Below are 17,255 nucleotides of genomic sequence, written 5' to 3'. Positions count from 1 at the left end.
TGATCTTAGGCGCCCCGTTAAACCACGCTGGCCGAACGCAGGCTTGAATTCGTGGGTAACCCGGCAGGACGCCGGGTTAGCCGCCCCGCGCCATGGATGGCGCGTGGCGGCGGCCCACGGATTCAAGCCTGCGTTCGGGCACACCGAGCCCAAGCGAGGTGCCGAGTGGTGGGGCAAGAGCGTTTTGCTTACTTTGCCGCTTTTGCAAAGTGAGCCCCCGTCAGGGCGGAACCCTAAGCGGCCGTTACCGCAGAAATGGATATGTACACAATCCAACTGTGTCGCCTGCCAGGCCGTCTTCGCGAGCAAGCCCGCTCCCACAGTTGGATTGTGGGGCGTCAGGTAGATAGGTGTCGGCTGGCAGGCCGTCATCGCAGGCAAGCCCGCTCCCACAGTTTGATTGCGGGGCCTCAGGTAGATAGGTGTCGGCTGGCAGGCCGTCATCGCAGCGATGCGGCGACCCGACAAGCCAGCTCCCACAGTTTGATCGTGGGGCCTCAGCTAGATAGGTGTCGGCTGTCAGGCCGTCATCGCAGGCAAGCCAGCCCCCACATTTGCTTAATGCAACCCCTTCAGCACTCGTTCAGCCCTTCACGAAAACGCAGTGCCATCTTTTTCAGCTCCTGGCGCCAGCCTTCCAACTCCTCACGGCTCAACGGCTTGGGCTCATCCTGCTCCAAGGCCACGGCGACGATCAGCGGCTGGGTGACATCCCCCTTGGGCACATGGGGAATACGCGGCGGCTGAAACATATCCGCATGTGCTTTGAGCAGCCGCGCCACCCAACTGTCGGGGCTCTGGGCCATTTCCACCAGCTCGGCCAACTCAGGAATCGCCATGGAATCCAGCACTTCACGGTTCATGATCATTTCCGCCCGCGGGGCGCCCGCCTGGGGCAAGCGGTAGAACCCGGCGATTTCATGGCACAGCCCCAGCAAGGCACCGTACAGGTGGAACAACGCCGCTTCGCGCCCCGCCTGTACCAGCGCGATGGCGTTCATCTCTTTCCCTTCCTCGGCACGGCCAAGGGCCTCCAGGGACAAACCCGCGAAGTAAATTTTCTGATTGGTACGGGTATAGAGTTCGTTGGCCATGACGGCAATCTCCACAACGAATAGGCGTGATGCTGGCTGTGTAGGAGCGAGCTTGCTCGCGAAAAACTTCCAGGCACCGCAGGGTGCCAGGTTTCCCGCATTTTCGTTAACGATCTTCGCGAGCAAGCTCGCTCCTACAGTAAGCAAAAGCCGTCTATACAGACGGCTTTTGGCGTTAACAGACTAGCGGATCAAGCGCCTTGGCGCTTGTCCTCGACCTTCCACTTGCCGCCGTCGTAGAACGCTTTCCAGCCAGTCGGCTTGCCGTCCACTTCGGTCTGCACGTACTGCTCCTTGGTCTTGCGGCTGTAGCGGATCACGGCTGGGCGACCATCCGGGTCCTTCTTCGGCGCTTCACACAGGAAGTGGTACTTCGGATCGATCTCGTCCTTGTGCGGCACAATCTCCATCACCAACGGCGCACGGGTCTCGCGGTTTTTCGGGAACTGGCTGGCGGCCAGGAACAGCCCCGAAGCGCCGTCACGCAGGATGTAGGTGTCGTTGACCTTCTCGCACTTGAGTTCAGGCATCTTCACCGGGTCCATCTTCGGCGGCGCCGCGTCACCGCTTTTCAGCAGTTTGCGGGTGTTCTTGCAGGTCGGGTTGGTGCAACCGAAGAACTTGCCGAAACGGCCGGTCTTGAGCTGCATCTCGCTGCCGCACTTATCGCATTCCAGGCTCGGGCCTTCATAGCCTTTGATGCGGTAGGTGCCCTCTTCGATCTCGTAGCCGTTGCAATCGGGGTTGTTACCGCAGATGTGCAGCTTATGCTTCTCGTCCAACAGGTAGGCGTCCATCGCCGTGCTGCAGATCGGGCAGCGGTGCTTGCCGCGCAGCACCAGCGACTCGGATTCACCCTCATCGTCAGCCGCAATTTCGTCGCCCGGCACCAGGTTGACCGTCGCCTTGCAGCGCTCTTTGGGCGGCAGGCTGTAGCCCGAGCAACCGAGGAACACGCCGGTGGAGGCGGTACGAATCTGCATCGGTCGACCGCAGGTGGTGCACGGAATGTCCGTCATCACCGGCTGGTTGGCGCGCATCCCGTTCTCAGGGTTCTCGGCCACTTCGAGCTTTTTCTTGAAGTCGCCGTAGAACTCGTCGAGCACGTTTTTCCAGTCGCGCTCGCCCTGAGCCACGTCATCGAGGTTCTCTTCCATGCCGGCGGTGAAGCCGTAGTCCATCAGGTTGGAGAAGCTCTCCGACAGACGCTCGGTCACGATGTCGCCCATCTTTTCCGAATAGAAACGACGGTTGTGCAGCGCAACGTAGCCACGGTCCTGGATGGTGGAGATGATCGCGGCGTAGGTCGAAGGACGACCGATACCGCGCTTTTCCATCTCTTTGACCAGGCTGGCTTCGGAATAACGCGCCGGTGGCTTGGTGAAGTGCTGGGACGGGTCGAGCTTGATCAGCTTCAACGTGTCGCCCTGGGCCATGTCCGGCAGCACATCATCATCGCCAGGCTTGGCGATCTGCGGCATCACACGGGTATAGCCGTCGAACTTGAGAATACGGCCCTTGGCACGCAGCTCGAAATCGCCCGCGCCCACGCTCACGGTAGTAGACAGGTATTGCGCCGGCAGCATCTGGCAAGCCAGGAACTGGCGCCAGATCAGCTCGTAGAGGCGCTCAGCGTCGCGCTCCATGCCGCTCAGCTTGGCAGGCGTGGTGTTGGCGTCAGAAGGACGAATCGCTTCGTGAGCCTCTTGTGCGCCTTCCTTGCTGCTGTAGACGTTCGGCTTCTCCGGCAGGTAGGTCTTGCCGAATTCGCTTTCAATATAAGTACGCGCCATCGCCACCGCGTCTTGCGACAGGTTGGTGGAGTCGGTACGCATATACGTGATGTAGCCAGCCTCATACAGACGCTGGGCCATCATCATGGTCTTCTTCACCCCGAAGCCCAGGCGGTTGCTCGCGGCCTGTTGCAGGGTGGAGGTGATGAACGGCGCCGACGGCTTGCTGCTGGTCGGTTTGTCTTCACGCTTGACGATGCTGTAGCTGGAGGCCTTGAGCTTCTCCAGCGCGGCCATGGCCTGGGCTTCGTTCAGCGGCTTGAAGGCCTCGCCTTTCTCACGGGCCACTTCAAAGCGCACGTTGGCGCCCTTGGCAGTGCCCAGGTCGGCGTGGACTTCCCAGTATTCTTCAGGGATGAACGCACGGATCTCGCGCTCACGCTCCACCACCAGCTTGACCGCTACCGATTGCACACGGCCGGCGGACAGGCCACGGGCGATCTTCGCCCACAGCAGTGGCGAGACCATGTAGCCCACGACGCGGTCGAGGAAACGACGGGCCTGCTGGGCGTTGACACGGTCAATGTCCAGCTCGCCCGGCTTGGAGAACGCTTCCTGAATGGCTTTCTTGGTGATTTCGTTGAACACCACGCGCTTGTAGCGGCTGTCATCACCACCGATGGCTTCGCGCAGGTGCCAGGCAATGGCTTCCCCTTCGCGGTCCAAGTCCGTCGCGAGATAGATGGTGTCAGCATCTTTGGCGAGCCGGCGCAGCTCTTCGATGACCTTTTCCTTGCCCGGAAGGATTTCGTACTTGGCCTTCCAGCCATGGTCCGGGTCCACACCCATGCGCGAAACCAGTTGCTTGCGCGCTTTTTCTTTAGGCGTGAGTACCGGACCTTCGCCCGCGGCGGCCTTGCCGCGCTTGGCGGCAGGCTCCTTGCTGGCGCTAGCCGAACCGCTGGTGGGCAGGTCTCGGATATGGCCGATACTCGACTTCACCACGTACTCGTTGCCCAAGTACTTGTTGATGGTCTTGGCCTTAGCCGGGGATTCCACAATGACCAGCGATTTGCCCATGGATCGGAAAATTCCTGAATTCGAGAAGTGAAAGGCAGTTGGCGCCTGACGCGGCAACGCTATATATAGTGGCAACCGGATGAGGTCAAGCGCAGCATTCTGCGCGACCTGCCGTTATTGCCCTTTAAAAAGACTGGCTTCGGCCTGGACCAAAGCAAAGCGCGGGACCTGCTCGCCGTCAACTTCGACGGTCTCCAGGAACATGCTCAAAGGGCGCACCCAAAAACCGTATTCGCCATACAGCGCTTGGTAAAACACCACTTCTTCTTCGGTTTCAGAGTGGCGCGCCACGCTGAAAACACGGTACTGCGGCCCCTTGTAATGCTGGTAGAGCCCGGGTTCGACTTTCATGCTCTGGCCCTCATGCAAAATTTGTTGAAAAAAAATATTTAAAAGTTCCAAAAAACAAAAACCGGGGCACTGGGCCCCGGCTTCCGTCAACCGAACGTTTAGACGCGTTCGAAGACGGTAGAGATGCCTTGGCCGAGACCAATGCACATGGTAGCAACCCCAAGGTTGCCGCCATTTTGCTTCATCACGTTAAGCAAAGTGCCGGAGATACGTGCACCGGAGCAACCGAATGGGTGGCCCAGGGCAATCGCACCGCCGTGCAGGTTAACCTTCTCGTTCATCTTGTCGAGTACTTTCAAATCTTTCAGCACTGGCAGGGCCTGTGCGGCGAAAGCTTCGTTGAGCTCGAAGAAGTCGATATCGGAGATGGAAAGGCCTGCGCGCTTCAAGGCTTTTTGTGTGGCCGGTACTGGACCATAGCCCATGATCGCCGGATCCACACCCGCCACTGCCATCGAACGAATCACCGCCAGCGGCTGGATACCCAGGTCCTGGGCACGCTGCGCCGACATCACGATCATGCACGAAGCACCGTCGGTGATTTGCGAGGAAGTACCGGCTGTCACGGTGCCGCCCTTTGGATTGAAGGCTGGCTTGAGAGCCGCCAGGCTTTCCAGGGTGGTGTCCGGACGAATGGTTTCGTCGTAGTCGAACAGTTTCAGGAAACCATTCTCGTCGTAGCCGTTCATCGGGATGATTTCATCCTTGAACTTGCCTTCCACAGTCGCCTTGTGGGCGAGCTGGTGGGAGCGCAGGCCGAACGCGTCTTGGGCTTCACGGGTGATGCCGTGCATTTTGCCAAGCATTTCCGCGGTAAGGCCCATCATGCCCGAGGCTTTCGCCGCGTAGAGGGACATGTGCGGGTTAGGATCGACGCCGTGCATCATGCTGACGTGGCCCATGTGCTCCACGCCGCCGACCACGAACACATCGCCGTTGCCGGTCATGATCGCTTGGGCAGCGGTGTGCAGCGCGCTCATCGACGAGCCACACAGGCGGCTGACGGTCTGGCCAGCGGCAGTGTGCGGGATCTGGGTCATCAACGACGCCATGCGCGCGATGTTCCAGCCCTGCTCCAGGGTCTGGTTGACGCAGCCCCAGATCACGTCCTCGACTTCGTTCGGGTCGACCTTGGTGTTGCGCTCCAGCACTTTGCTGATCAGGTGCGCCGACATGTCTTCGGCGCGGGTGTTGCGGTGCATGCCGCCCTTGGAGCGGCCCATCGGCGTACGACCGAAGTCGACGATCACGACGTCTCTTGGATTCAAGCTCATAAATATTCTCGCTCTAGTCGTCTGGGCACTTAACCGAAGAAGCTCTGGCCGTTCTTGGCCATTTCACGCAGCTTCGCGGTCGGGTGGTACAGCGGGCCCAGATCAGCGTACTGATCAGCCAGGGCAACGAACTGGGCCACACCGATGGAGTCGATGTAACGCAGCGCACCACCACGGAATGGAGGGAAACCAATACCGTATACCAGGCCCATATCGGCTTCGGCGGCGGTTTCAACGATGCCGTCTTCCAGGCAACGCACGGTTTCCAGGCACAGGGCGATCATCATCCAGTTGATGATGTCCTCGTCAGACACCTCACGCTGTTCGTAGATGACCGGAGCGAGTACTTCGTGCACCGACGGATCGGCCACTTTCTTCTGCTTGCCCTTCTTGTCGGTCTCGTAGGCGTAGAAGCCCTTGCCGTTCTTCTGGCCCAGGCGCTTGGCTTCGTAGAGTGCGTCGACAGCCGAACGACGGTCGTCTTTCATGCGGTCCGGGAAACCTTCAGCCATGACGTCGCGACCGTGGTGGCCGGTGTCGATGCCGACCACGTCCATCAGGTACGCCGGGCCCATTGGCCAGCCGAATTTTTCCATGACCTTGTCGATGCGTACAAAATCCACGCCGGCGCTGACCAACTTGGCGAAACCGCCGAAGTACGGGAACAGCACGCGGTTGACCAAGAAGCCCGGGCAGTCATTGACCACGATCGGGTTCTTGCCCATTTTCTTGGCGTAGGCAACGGTAGTGGCCACGGCCAGTTCGCTGGACTTCTCGCCACGGATCACTTCTACCAGCGGCATCATGTGCACCGGGTTGAAGAAGTGCATGCCGACGAAGTTTTCCGGACGCTTGAGGGCCTTGGCCAGCAGCGAGATGGAAATGGTCGAGGTGTTGGAGGCCAAGATGGTGTCATCTTTGACCTGGGCTTCTACTTCAGCCAGTACGGCTTGCTTGACCTTCGGGTTTTCGACAACCGCTTCGACCACCAGGTCGACGTGGCCGAAATCGCCGTAGGACAGCGTAGGACGAATGCCGTTAAGCACTTCAGCCATTTTTGCAGCGGTCATGCGACCTTTATCAACGCGGCCCACCAGCAGCTTGGCCGCTTCGGCCAGGCCCTGCTCGATCCCGTGTTCGTTGATGTCTTTCATCAGGATCGGCGTGCCTTTGGACGCCGACTGATAGGCGATACCGCCACCCATGATACCGGCGCCGAGTACGGCAGCCTGTTTCACGTCCTTGGCAATTTCGTCGTAGGCCTTGGCCTTTTTCTTCAGCTCCTGATCGTTCAGGAACAGGCCGATCAGGCTCTGGGCCGCGGAGGTTTTCGCCAGTTTGACGAAGCCTGCCGCTTCCACTTCCAGGGCTTTGTCGCGACCGAAGTTCGCGGCCTTCTGGATGGTCTTGATCGCTTCAACCGGCGCCGGGTAGTTCGGGCCGGCCTGGCCTGCCACGAAACCTTTGGCGGTTTCGAACGACATCATCTGTTCGATGGCGTTGAGCTTGAGTTTTTCCAGCTTCGGCTGACGCTTGGCCTTGTAGTCAAATTCGCCGCTGATGGCGCCCTTGATCAGGTTCAGCGCGGCTTCGGCCAGTTTGTCCGGAGCTACTACCGCGTCGACGGCACCGACTTTCAGTGCGTCTTCAGCCTTGTTTTCCTTACCCGCGGCGATCCATTCGATCGCGTTGTCGGCACCGATCAGGCGCGGCAGGCGCACGGTACCGCCAAAGCCTGGGTAGATGCCCAGCTTGACTTCCGGCAGGCCGATCTTGGCCGTCGCGGACATGACGCGAAAGTCTGCCGCCAGGCACATTTCCAGGCCGCCGCCCAACGCGATGCCATTGATGGCAGCAACGGTCGGCACGTTGAGGTCTTCGAAATCGCTGAAGATCTTGTTGGCTTCGAGGTTGCCAGCCACCAGCTCGGCATCGGGCAGCTTGAAGTTGTCGACGAATTCGGTGATGTCAGCGCCGACGATAAACACGTCCTTGCCGCTGGAGACGATCACGCCCTTGACCGAAGCATCTGCTTTGATGGTGTCTACGGCCTGACGCAGTTCGTTCAGGGTTAGACGGTTGAACTTGTTGACGGACTCACCCTTGAGGTCGAACTTGAGTTCGACGATGCCACTTTCAAGAGCCTTAACCGTGATGGCTTTACCTTCGTAAATCATCAACTGATCTCCACGATATGGAAGCTGAACAGTACACACTGGACGCTGGTCTCTGGTTTGACATTGACAGTTGAATCAATGCTCACGCCAATCCGCCAGGCACACCCGCCAGTGCGATAGTCGGGTTTTGTATGAGTCGTCTGACAGGCAAACGCTCAATTCATACGCCCGTTTGATTTGGGTACGCCACCTTCATCCAATTCCGAGCAATTGTCAATCGCTCCAAAGGCTAGGAAAAACGCGACTTTCCAGTCATTTCAGAACCCGGCCCGCGGGCTGGCCACCCGTCAATATTCAAATATTCACAGGATCAATAATAGAAAAGATGTGGGAAAAGGCTGTACAGAAAGCAATACACGGCTAGGCTAGCGGCAACCGACAGATTTACCGGCCTGCCTGGCCACCTCCAGCCCGATGATGATGTCGGGCTTTTTATTGCCCCGCTTTCCTGGCTTTTTATCGCTCGACTTTCCTGTAGGAGCGAGCTTGCTCGCGAAAACCTGGAGAGCGCCGCGTATCGCCTGATTAGCCGCGTCATCGTTGACGATTTTAGCGAGCAAGCTCGCTCCTACAAGGTTTAGGTCAGGCCAGGGCCTTGAGCAGCGTATCAATGTCTTTGAGTACGCTTGCGTCGCCCTTCTCACCCCAATACAGGGCGATCATCTGCTTGTCGGCCTCGACCTTGTAGACGTTCGCCGGCAGCGTTGCAAAATGCGGCAACAACTTCTCATCCACACAGGGCTCACGCCACTGATTGACCCACAGCCCCGGCTCCAGCTGCCAGTAACTCCAGGTCGCGGGCATGCTGCCACGCCGTGGTCGGCAGTACTGCGCGCAAGGGCTCGGCGGCTCCTGCTTGAGCCAATGTGGCCACTCCTGAGGCGCCAACTGCATGGCCAAGCCGATGCGGCGCGCCTCCATGCGCAGGGCCATGCGCCCGCTCTGCTGGCGCGAAGGACGCAGCCATACCAGGGGGCTTAAAACCACCGCAAGGATTGACACCACTATCCAGACCGTCATATGTGTACTCCCGAATTTCTAGATGAGCGGATTTGATCTGCGGCAACCCCATCCGCTTGAAAGCAGCCATACTGAACTTATTGCAGTCCCCTGGAGGAACGCCTCATGCCCTACGAACATATTCTGGTCGCTGTCGACCTGACCGAAGAGTGCGACCCAGTGATCAAGCGCGCACAGGAATCCGCGATTGCCAATGGCGCCAAACTGTCGTTGGTGCACATCGTCGAGCCCATGGCCATGGCCTTTGGTGGTGACGTGCCGATGGACCTTTCCCAGTTGCAGCAACAACAATTTGACCAGGCCAAGGAGCGTCTGGACCGTTTGATTCTCAAATACCCGCACCTGAAAAAGGAAGACTGCCGCCTGACATACGGCCAACCGCGCCAGGAAATTCACCACTTGGCCAAGGAACAGGGTTGTGACCTGATCGTAGTGGGTAGCCATGGTCGTCACGGTTTGGCGTTGTTGCTGGGTTCTACTGCCAATGATGTATTGCACGGCGCGCCGTGCGATGTACTGGCCGTCAAACTGGTAAAGAGTTCGTAAGACCAATGAAGGTCTAATGTGGGAGCTGGCTTGCCTGCGATAGCAGCCTGTCAGTTGATGCATCAGGTGGCTGATACACCGCTATCGCAGGCAAGCCAGCTCCCACAGTTGAATCGCATTTCATATTAAAAAGCCTGGCGCTCATAGGAATGAACGCCAGGCTTTTTAGTGCTGCAGGATCACTCAGGCATCCAGCTCGGCCCAACGCTCAACCAACGCTTCCAGCTCCTGGTTCAGCGTCTCCAGGGAGGCGATAACCTTGGCTGTTTCTGCCGCAGGGCGCAGGTAGAAACCGGCATCAGCCATTTCCGCTTCCACCGCAGCAATCTGCTGTTCCTTGGCGTCGATATCACCCGGCAAAGCTTCCAGCTCGCGCTGCAACTTATAGCTCAGCTTTTTCTTGGCCGGCGCAGCGTCAGCAGCCGGTGCAGCCGCCTCGGCAGCAACGGGAGCCACCACCGCGGTGTTCAGGTCGGCCTTGCCCGACTTGCTCTCGGTCACGCCCAGCAGGCGCGGCGAGCCGCCCTGACGCAGCCAGTCCTGATAACCGCCCACGTATTCACGCACCTTGCCTTCGCCTTCGAAAACCAGGGTGCTGGTGACCACGTTGTCGAGAAATTCCCGGTCGTGGCTGACCATCAGCACGGTGCCGTTGAAGGTCAGCAAGACCTCTTCCAGCAGCTCCAGGGTTTCCACGTCGAGGTCGTTGGTCGGTTCGTCGAGTACCAGCAGGTTGGCCGGCTTGCTGAACAGCTTGGCCAGCAGCAGGCGCGCACGCTCACCACCCGACAGCGCCTTGACCGGCGTGCGCGCACGTTGCGGGCTGAACAGGAAGTCACCCAGGTAGCTGAGTACGTGGCGGCTCTGGCCGTCGATATCGATAAAGTCGCGGCCTTCGGCAACGTTGTCGATCACGGTCTTTTCCAGGTCCAACTGGTGGCGCAACTGGTCAAAGTAGGCCACGTCGATGCGAGTGCCCTCTTCTACCTTGCCGCTGGTCGGTTGCAGACCGCTGAGCATCAGCTTGAGCAAGGTGGTCTTGCCGGTGCCGTTGGCGCCCAGCAGGCCGATACGGTCGCCACGCTGCAGGACCATGGAGAAGTCCTTGATCAGGAACGGGCCGTCCGGGTGATGGAAGCTGACGTTCTCCAGCACCATCACTTGCTTGCCCGACTTGTCGGCAGTATCGAGCTGGATATTGGCTTTACCGGTACGCTCGCGGCGCTCACTGCGCTCGACGCGCAAGGCTTTCAAGGCACGCACGCGGCCTTCGTTACGGGTGCGACGGGCCTTGATACCCTGGCGGATCCAGACTTCTTCCTGGGCCAGCTTCTTGTCGAACAGCGCGTTGGCGGTTTCTTCGGCCGCCAGGGCGGCTTCCTTGTGCACCAGGAAGCTGGCGTAGTCGCCGTTCCAGTCGATCAGGCCGCCACGGTCCAGTTCGAGGATGCGCGTGGCCAGGCTCTGCAGGAATGCACGGTCGTGCGTGATAAACAGCACGGCGCCCTGGAAGTCCTTGATGGCTTCTTCAAGCCAGGCAATGGCGCCAATGTCCAGGTGGTTGGTCGGTTCGTCGAGCAGCAGCAGGTCTGGCTCGGACACCAGGGCCTGGGCCAGCAGCACGCGACGACGCCAGCCGCCGGACAATTCGGCGAGGGTCTTGTCGGCCGGCAGTTGCAGGCGGCTCAGGGTGCTGTCTACCAGTTGCTGCAAGCGCCAGCCGTCACGGGCTTCGAGGTCTTGCTGGACGTGCATCAGCTTGTCGAGGTCTTCCTCGGTGACGCAGTTCTGCGCCAGGTGATGGTACTGCGCGAGCAACTCGCCAACGCCGTCCAGGCCTTCGGCAACCACGTCGAACACTGTCCGTCCGTCGGCCACCGGCAATTCTTGCGGCAATTCGCCGATCTTGAGGCCCGGGGCACGCCAGACAGAGCCGTCATCGGGCTTCTGGTCGCCTTTTACCAGCTTCATCATGCTGGACTTGCCGGTGCCGTTGCGGCCGATGATGCACACCCGCTCACCACGGGCGATCTGCCAGGACACCTTGTCCAACAACGGCATGGCGCCGAAAGCAAGGGACACATCGCTGAATTTGAGCAGGGTCATACGCTTCTCCAAAAACTGGGCGCGCATTCTACCTGATGTGAGGGTGGGATGCGGTCGGCATTTTCTCTATTGACACGTTCTGTAGGACATTTCCGGCGAACTTGAACGAACCAGCCGGCAAAGCTTTCGCGGGCCGCTGGCAAAAGGCTAAGCTAGGGGCAATCAGTGTCGGCAGTGCCGGTGCTAGTCGTGATTTCTCTGCACGGACGTCTCATGCGCAGTCGCCTTTTCAACTTTTTATCTTGTCTGCTTCTTTCCGCCACTGCCGTTCAATCCGCCCAGGCGGTGGACCTCACCACTCAACGCCAGTATTACGATCAAGCCAAACGCGCCCTGGCCAAGGGCGACACCGGCCCCTACATGCAATACAGCCAGGCCCTGGCCGATTACCCGCTCACGCCCTACCTGGCCTATGACGAGTTGACCGCGCGCCTGAAAACCGCGAGCAACGAGGAAATCGAACAATTCCTCGCCAAACACGGCGATCTGCCCCAGGCCAACTGGATGAAACTGCGTTGGCTGCGCTGGCTGGCCGAACGTGGCGATTGGCAGACCTTTGAAAAGTACTACGACACCAAACTCAATTTCGTCGAGCTGGACTGCCTGCATGGCCAATATCAGCTCAGCCACAATCTGAAAGCCGAAGGCTACAAGACTGCCGAAAAACTGTGGATGACCGGCAAATCCCAGCCCGCCGCCTGTGACGCCACGTTTGGCCAATGGGCCGCTGCCGGCCAACTCACCGAGCAGAAGATCTGGGAGCGCGCCAAGCTCGCCGCCGAAGCGCGTAACTACGCGCTGGCCAATAGCCTGGTGAAAACCCTGCCTACCCTCGGCGCCCAAGGCCGCTTGATGGTGGATGTGGCGCAAAAGCCCGACATGCTCAGCGACCCGTCACGCTTCCAGCCGGCCACCGAGGCCATGGCTGACGCCGTGGGCCTGGGCCTGCGCCGCCTGGCGCGCCAGGATCCGGACAAGGCCATGGCCCTGCTCGATGGTTATGCCAGCAGCATGCACTTCTCCCGTGACGAAAAAGTGTCGATTGCCCGTGAGATCGGCTTGACCCTGGCCAAGCGCTTCGACCCGCGCGCGCTGGAGGTCATGACCAAGTACGACCCCGAACTGCGCGACAATACGGTCTCCGAGTGGCGCCTGCGCCTGCTGCTGCGCCTGGCGCGCTGGGAAGACGCCTACCAATTGACCCGCAAGCTCCCACAAGACCTGGCCACCACCAACCGCTGGCGCTACTGGCAGGCGCGCAGCCTGGAGCTGGCCGAGCCGAAAAACCCGCAGGCTTTGGTGCTGTACAAAAATGTGGCCAAGGAACGGGACTTCTATGGATTCCTCGCCGCTGACCGCTCCAAATCGCCCTATCAGTTGAACAACAAGCCGCTGGTGATGAGCCAGGCCCTCGTCAACAAGGTCCGCAACACCCCAGGCGTGCGCCGGGCCCTGGAGTTCTACGCCCGTGGCCAGATCGTCGACGGTCGCCGTGAGTGGTACCACGTCAGCCGTCATTTCAACCGTGACGAGATGGTCGCCCAGGCCAAACTGGCCTACGACATGAAGTGGTACTTCCCGGCGATCCGCACCATCAGCCAGGCCCAGTACTGGGACGACCTGGACATCCGCTTCCCGATGGCCCACCGCGACACCCTGGTGCGCGAAGCCAAGGTACGTGGCCTGCACTCCAGCTGGATCTTTGCCATCACGCGCCAGGAAAGCGCGTTTATGGATGACGCCCGCTCCGGCGTTGGCGCCAGCGGCCTGATGCAACTGATGCCCGGCACTGCCAAGGAAACCGCGCGCAAGTTCAGTATCCCCCTGGCCTCCCCGGCCCAGGTGCTGGACCCGGATAAAAACATCCAGCTCGGCGCTGCTTACCTGAGCCAGGTGCACAGCCAGTTCAACGGCAACCGCGTGCTCGCCTCCGCTGCCTACAACGCCGGCCCAGGCCGCGTGCGCCAATGGCTGCGCGGCGCAGACCACTTGAGTTTCGACGTATGGGTGGAAAGCATCCCCTTCGACGAAACCCGCCAGTATGTGCAGAACGTGCTGTCTTATTCGGTGATCTACGGGCAGAAGCTCAATTCACCGCAGCCGTTGGTGGATTGGCATGAACGCTACTTCGACGACCAGTAACAGGTTGTAGGAGCGAGCTTGCTCGCGAAGACCGTCAACGCTAACGCGTACTTCATGGATGAACGCGGCGCCTGTGAGGTTTTCGCGAGCAAGCTCGCTCCTACAGGGGTTCCAGTGCCCGCATCGAGAGATGCGGGCATTTTTTATTTCACCTGTTCATCTCGATCATTGAACTGCAACGCCGCCAACCGCGCATACAGCGGATTGCTCGCAATCAACTGCTGATGCGTGCCCACCGCCACCAGCTTGCCCTGGTCCATCACCGCAATGCGGTCGGCATTCTTCACCGTGGCCAAACGGTGTGCGATCACCAGCGTGGTGCGCCCTTGCATGAGTTGCGGCAGCGCTTGCTGGATCAGGTGTTCGCTCTGAGCGTCGAGGGCGCTGGTGGCTTCGTCCAGCAGCAGGATCGGTGCGTCGACCAACAAGGCGCGGGCGATGGCCAGGCGTTGGCGCTGGCCGCCAGAGAGGCCCAGGCCACTTTCGCCGAGGTGGGTTTGGTAGCCGTCGGGCATTTGCAGGATGAAGTCGTGGGCGTGGGCAATACGCGCGGCGGCTTCCACCTGTGCGGTGGTAGCGGAAGGGTTGCCGTAGCGGATGTTGTCCTCGACGCTGCCAAAGAACAACGCCGGGCTCTGGGACACCAGGGCGAAATGGCGCCGCAGGTCTAACGGGTCAAGCTCGGTCAGCGGCTGGCCTTCAAGCAGGATGCGGCCTTGCTGGGGGTCGTAGAAGCGCAGCAGCAGGTCGAAAATCGTCGACTTGCCCGCACCGGACGGCCCTACCAACGCCAGGGTTTCGCCGGGGTTGATGGTCAGGTTCAAACCGTCGATGGCGTAGCTGTCCGGTCGCGAGGGGTAGGAAAAACGCAGGTCTTGCAGTTCCATGCGGCCGCTGACCCGTTCCGGCAAACGTACCCCGCCTGTGGCCGGCGCCTGGATGTCATTGCCTGACTGCAACAGCTCACCGATCCGCTCGGCCGCCCCGGCGGCACGCTGCAACTCGCCGAGCACTTCGCTCAGGGTGCCGACAGCGCTGCCGACAATCAGGCTGTAGAACACGAACGCCGCCAGCTCACCGCCGGAAATGCGCCCGCTGATCACGTCCATGCCGCCCACCCACAGCATCACGCCCACCGCGCCGAGCACCAGCATGATCACCAGGGTAATCAGCCAGGAGCGCTGCAAGATGCGCTTACGTGCGGTGATGAAGGCGTCCTCGACGGTGACGGCAAAGCGCTGTTCGTCCTGCACCTGATGGTTATAGGCCTGCACGGTCTTGATCTGGCCCAAGGTCTCGGCGACATAGCTGCCAACGTCCGCGATACGGTCCTGGCTCAAACGCGACAGGCTGCGCACTCGGCGCCCGAAGATCAGGATCGGCGCCAGCACCAGCGGCAACGCCACCACCACGATGCTGGTGAGCTTGGGGTTCGTGATAAACAGCAACACGATGCCGCCGATCACCATCAGCGCATTGCGCAAAAACAGCGACAGCGATGAGCCGATCACCGATTGCAGCAAGGTGGTGTCGGTGGTCAGCCGCGACTGGATTTCCGAGCTGCGGTTGTTCTCGTAGAAGCCTGGGTGCAGGTAGATCAGGTGGTTGAACACTTGCCGGCGAATATCGGCCACTACCCGCTCGCCAATCCACGACACCAGGTAAAACCGCGTGAAGGTGCCCACGGCCAGGCCGAGCACCAACAGCATGAACAGGCCGATGGACTGGTTGAGCAGGTGCGGCGACTGGGTCATGAAGCCCTGGTCCACCAGCAGGCGTATGCCCTGGCCCATGGACAAGGTGATGCCAGCGGTGACGATCAGCGCCAGCAGTGCGCCAAGCGCCTGCCAGCGGTAGGGTGCGATAAAGCGGCTGGCCAGGCGAATCGCACGGCGTTGACGGATGGAGAACATGGGAGGTATCACCAATGAGGAATCTGTACCCTCCAACATTGGGGGAACTTGCGCGAATAACAATGAGTCAGGTTAATTATGCCCACCGATACAGGCCGCTAGAGGCTATCGGTCTAAGCCTGATCTGGAAATATGTAACGGTTTCTGGTGGACTGGGTGTTCGAACCGATGAGCGTGTAAGGAGTTGTAACAGCGCGTTCATGCAGGGGAATTAGAGTAGGTACACAACCTGATGAGGAGACAGGCCATGACCTTGCAAAATAGCAGCGATGCCAAGATTGAAGTGATCCGCCAGCCGCAGCAGCTGCCTTGCTCGTATATCGATGCCAAAGGCCAGGAAGTGCAGATTACCGAAGAAATGATCCAGCAAGCCTGCAGCGAGCTGGAACAGCGACTGGTCAAGCCTGCCCAGCAAGGCTGAAGCGCCCACGCTCTTTCAAACCCGGCCCCGGTGGCCGGGTTTTTTATGCATCCTTGTAGGAGCGAGCTTGCTCGCGAAAAACGTCAACGATAACGCAGCGTTTCTGATTTAACGCGGCGCCCTCAGGTTTTTCGCGAGCAAGCTCGCTCCTACAGTTATAGGTTATAGGTGTTCGGCGCCCAGAGCAGTGACGATCTGCGACAGCACCGCCGACTCCCCCATGATGCGCACCTTCAAGCCATCGATCTCGCGACGCTCCGGATAGTGCTTGCGCAGCAGGTCAAAGGCCTGGCGCTGTTCCTGCACGGTACCTACCAGGCTGCGACGGAAATCCGCATCGTCACGGCGTGGGTCGTACACACTGCGGCACAAGGTCGCCAGCGCCCAGGCCGGGTCAGTCGTAGCATTCAAGTGCATCTCGGCCAGCCAGGGGGCCGGCAGCAAATCACTCAGCTGGATACTCGGCTCCTGGCCCAGGTGCGCGCACAGCGCCTGGTAAATCTGTGCGGTGCCGCGCTGCTTGCCATCGAGGCTGTAGCCGGCGATATGGGGCGTTGCCAGCACGCACAGGTCAGCCAGGTCGACGTCCACCTCGGGCTCGCCTTCCCACACGTCCAGCACCGCTTGCAGGTCTTCGCGCGCCAGCAACACCTCGCGCAGGGCGGCGTTATCTACCACGGCGCCACGGCTGGCATTGATCAGCCAGGTGCCCGGCTTGAGCTGCTCCAGCCGCTGGCGATCAAACAGGTGCCAGGTTGAACCATTGCCGGACTTGATCAGCGGCGTATGTAAGCTGATCACGTCACAGTGCTCGATGATCTGCTGCAGGCTGACGTAGTCACCATCTTCGGTGACCTGGCGCGGCGGGTCGCACACCAACACATTCCAGCCCAGGCCCTTGAGCACCTTGACCAACCGCCCGCCGACTTCACCGGCGCCGACGATGCCGTAGGTGCGTTGCTTGAGGTCGGCGCCTTCGATTTCAGCCAGGGTCTGCAAACTGCCGAGCACGTAGTCCACCACCCCGCGCGCATTGCAGCCGGGCGCGCTGGACCACTGGATACCCGCTTGCTTGAAGTAGTCGAGGTCCAGGTGGTCGGTGCCGATGGTGCAAGTGCCGACAAAACGCACGTTACTGCCCTCGAGCAGGGCGCGGTTGACGTTGGTCACCGAGCGCACCAGCAGTACATCGGCCTGCTCGACCGTGGCGCGGTCGATGGAACGGCCAGGCACACGGCGAATCTCGCCAAACCCTTCGAAGAATGCATCGAGCAGCGGGATATTTTCGTCGGCAACAATCAGCATGGCAGGCTCCTTTGGCGGATTTGCAGTGTACAGAAGATCCTGTGTAGGAGCAGGCTTGCCTGCGATTGCATCGGCCCGGTTTGCCTGATGTAC

13 protein-coding genes are annotated in these 17,255 nt (G+C 60.1%); 3 read left to right on the top strand and 10 right to left on the bottom strand.

Going from position 1 to position 17,255, the window contains the following annotated elements; translation table 11 throughout:
• Positions 1–572 precede the first annotated feature (572 nt).
• The 7 genes from HU731_RS23590 to HU731_RS23560 all read right to left on the bottom strand — a co-directional run bounded on the left by HU731_RS23590 (position 573) and on the right by HU731_RS23560 (position 8,729).
• Entirely contained in the window at positions 573–1,094 is a 522-nt protein-coding gene (locus tag HU731_RS23590) for a DUF6586 family protein (RefSeq protein WP_003189653.1), read from the bottom strand.
• Positions 1,095–1,285: 191 nt separating this feature from the next.
• Positions 1,286–3,907 carry a type I DNA topoisomerase gene (gene topA / locus HU731_RS23585; protein ID WP_003189652.1) on the bottom strand — a complete coding sequence of 874 codons (2,622 nt, stop codon included), beginning with the start codon at positions 3,905–3,907 and terminating at the stop codon, positions 1,286–1,288.
• A 114-nt stretch (positions 3,908–4,021) separates the two neighbouring features.
• The gene (locus HU731_RS23580) at positions 4,022–4,258 is read right to left on the bottom strand and encodes a DUF1653 domain-containing protein (protein ID WP_159933492.1); all 237 of its coding nucleotides are present in this window, start codon (positions 4,256–4,258) and stop codon (positions 4,022–4,024) included.
• 98 nt (positions 4,259–4,356) lie between these two features.
• Positions 4,357–5,532 (bottom strand): acetyl-CoA C-acyltransferase FadA, encoded by a 1,176-nt coding sequence (gene fadA / locus HU731_RS23575; protein WP_003189650.1) that lies wholly within the window; start codon positions 5,530–5,532, stop codon positions 4,357–4,359.
• Positions 5,533–5,561: 29 nt separating this feature from the next.
• The gene (gene fadB / locus HU731_RS23570; RefSeq protein ID WP_003189649.1) at positions 5,562–7,709 is read right to left on the bottom strand and encodes a fatty acid oxidation complex subunit alpha FadB; all 2,148 of its coding nucleotides are present in this window, start codon (positions 7,707–7,709) and stop codon (positions 5,562–5,564) included.
• A gap of 365 nt (positions 7,710–8,074) precedes the next feature.
• The gene (locus HU731_RS23565) at positions 8,075–8,269 is read right to left on the bottom strand and encodes a hypothetical protein (protein WP_186606188.1); all 195 of its coding nucleotides are present in this window, start codon (positions 8,267–8,269) and stop codon (positions 8,075–8,077) included.
• A gap of 22 nt (positions 8,270–8,291) precedes the next feature.
• Positions 8,292–8,729 carry a hypothetical protein gene (locus HU731_RS23560; protein WP_032900468.1) on the bottom strand — a complete coding sequence of 146 codons (438 nt, stop codon included), beginning with the start codon at positions 8,727–8,729 and terminating at the stop codon, positions 8,292–8,294.
• Positions 8,730–8,834: 105 nt separating this feature from the next.
• On the opposite strand from HU731_RS23560, the gene HU731_RS23555 reads away from it, so the two are divergent.
• A complete protein-coding gene (locus HU731_RS23555) occupies positions 8,835–9,275 on the top strand; it encodes a universal stress protein (protein WP_186605886.1) in 441 nt (146 codons plus the stop codon).
• A gap of 183 nt (positions 9,276–9,458) precedes the next feature.
• Here HU731_RS23555 and HU731_RS23550 read toward each other — a convergent pair whose 3' ends face one another.
• Positions 9,459–11,381, bottom strand: coding sequence for an ATP-binding cassette domain-containing protein (locus HU731_RS23550; protein ID WP_186605884.1), 1,923 nt, complete (start codon positions 11,379–11,381; stop codon positions 9,459–9,461).
• Between the two features lie 213 nt (positions 11,382–11,594).
• Here HU731_RS23550 and HU731_RS23545 point away from each other — a divergent pair, with 213 nt between their 5' ends.
• The gene (locus tag HU731_RS23545; RefSeq protein ID WP_186605876.1) at positions 11,595–13,523 is read left to right on the top strand and encodes a transglycosylase SLT domain-containing protein; all 1,929 of its coding nucleotides are present in this window, start codon (positions 11,595–11,597) and stop codon (positions 13,521–13,523) included.
• Between the two features lie 143 nt (positions 13,524–13,666).
• Here HU731_RS23545 and HU731_RS23540 read toward each other — a convergent pair whose 3' ends face one another.
• A complete protein-coding gene (locus HU731_RS23540) occupies positions 13,667–15,436 on the bottom strand; it encodes an ABC transporter transmembrane domain-containing protein (RefSeq protein WP_437180724.1) in 1,770 nt (589 codons plus the stop codon).
• 247 nt (positions 15,437–15,683) lie between these two features.
• Here HU731_RS23540 and HU731_RS23535 point away from each other — a divergent pair, with 247 nt between their 5' ends.
• Positions 15,684–15,857 carry a PA1571 family protein gene (locus tag HU731_RS23535; RefSeq protein WP_003189642.1) on the top strand — a complete coding sequence of 58 codons (174 nt, stop codon included), beginning with the start codon at positions 15,684–15,686 and terminating at the stop codon, positions 15,855–15,857.
• 162 nt (positions 15,858–16,019) lie between these two features.
• Here HU731_RS23535 and pdxB read toward each other — a convergent pair whose 3' ends face one another.
• Complete coding sequence (gene pdxB, locus HU731_RS23530; protein WP_186605869.1) at positions 16,020–17,162, bottom strand: 4-phosphoerythronate dehydrogenase PdxB; 1,143 nt, start codon at positions 17,160–17,162, stop codon at positions 16,020–16,022.
• Positions 17,163–17,255: the final 93 nt, after the last annotated feature.

This window comes from Pseudomonas salmasensis (assembly GCF_014268375.2).
GTDB classification, from domain to species: domain Bacteria; phylum Pseudomonadota; class Gammaproteobacteria; order Pseudomonadales; family Pseudomonadaceae; genus Aquipseudomonas; species Aquipseudomonas salmasensis.
Note: the sequence above shows the minus strand (reverse complement) of the source record. Positions and strands in the feature narration are given on the sequence as shown.

Bases quoted from the DNA above. Each gene is read 5' to 3' on its own strand.
- HU731_RS23590 (WP_003189653.1), bottom strand. From the start codon at position 1,094: ATGGCCAACGAACTCTATACCCGTACCAATCAGAAAATTTACTTCGCG.
- topA (WP_003189652.1), bottom strand. From the start codon at position 3,907: ATGGGCAAATCGCTGGTCATTGTGGAATCCCCGGCTAAGGCCAAGACC.
- HU731_RS23580 (WP_159933492.1), bottom strand. From the start codon at position 4,258: ATGAAAGTCGAACCCGGGCTCTACCAGCATTACAAGGGGCCGCAGTAC.
- fadA (WP_003189650.1), bottom strand. From the start codon at position 5,532: ATGAGCTTGAATCCAAGAGACGTCGTGATCGTCGACTTCGGTCGTACG.
- fadB (WP_003189649.1), bottom strand. From the start codon at position 7,709: ATGATTTACGAAGGTAAAGCCATCACGGTTAAGGCTCTTGAAAGTGGC.
- HU731_RS23560 (WP_032900468.1), bottom strand. From the start codon at position 8,729: ATGACGGTCTGGATAGTGGTGTCAATCCTTGCGGTGGTTTTAAGCCCC.
- HU731_RS23555 (WP_186605886.1), top strand. From the start codon at position 8,835: ATGCCCTACGAACATATTCTGGTCGCTGTCGACCTGACCGAAGAGTGC.
- HU731_RS23550 (WP_186605884.1), bottom strand. From the start codon at position 11,381: ATGACCCTGCTCAAATTCAGCGATGTGTCCCTTGCTTTCGGCGCCATG.
- HU731_RS23545 (WP_186605876.1), top strand. From the start codon at position 11,595: ATGCGCAGTCGCCTTTTCAACTTTTTATCTTGTCTGCTTCTTTCCGCC.
- HU731_RS23540 (WP_437180724.1), bottom strand. From the start codon at position 15,436: ATGTTCTCCATCCGTCAACGCCGTGCGATTCGCCTGGCCAGCCGCTTT.
- HU731_RS23535 (WP_003189642.1), top strand. From the start codon at position 15,684: ATGACCTTGCAAAATAGCAGCGATGCCAAGATTGAAGTGATCCGCCAG.
- pdxB (WP_186605869.1), bottom strand. From the start codon at position 17,162: ATGCTGATTGTTGCCGACGAAAATATCCCGCTGCTCGATGCATTCTTC.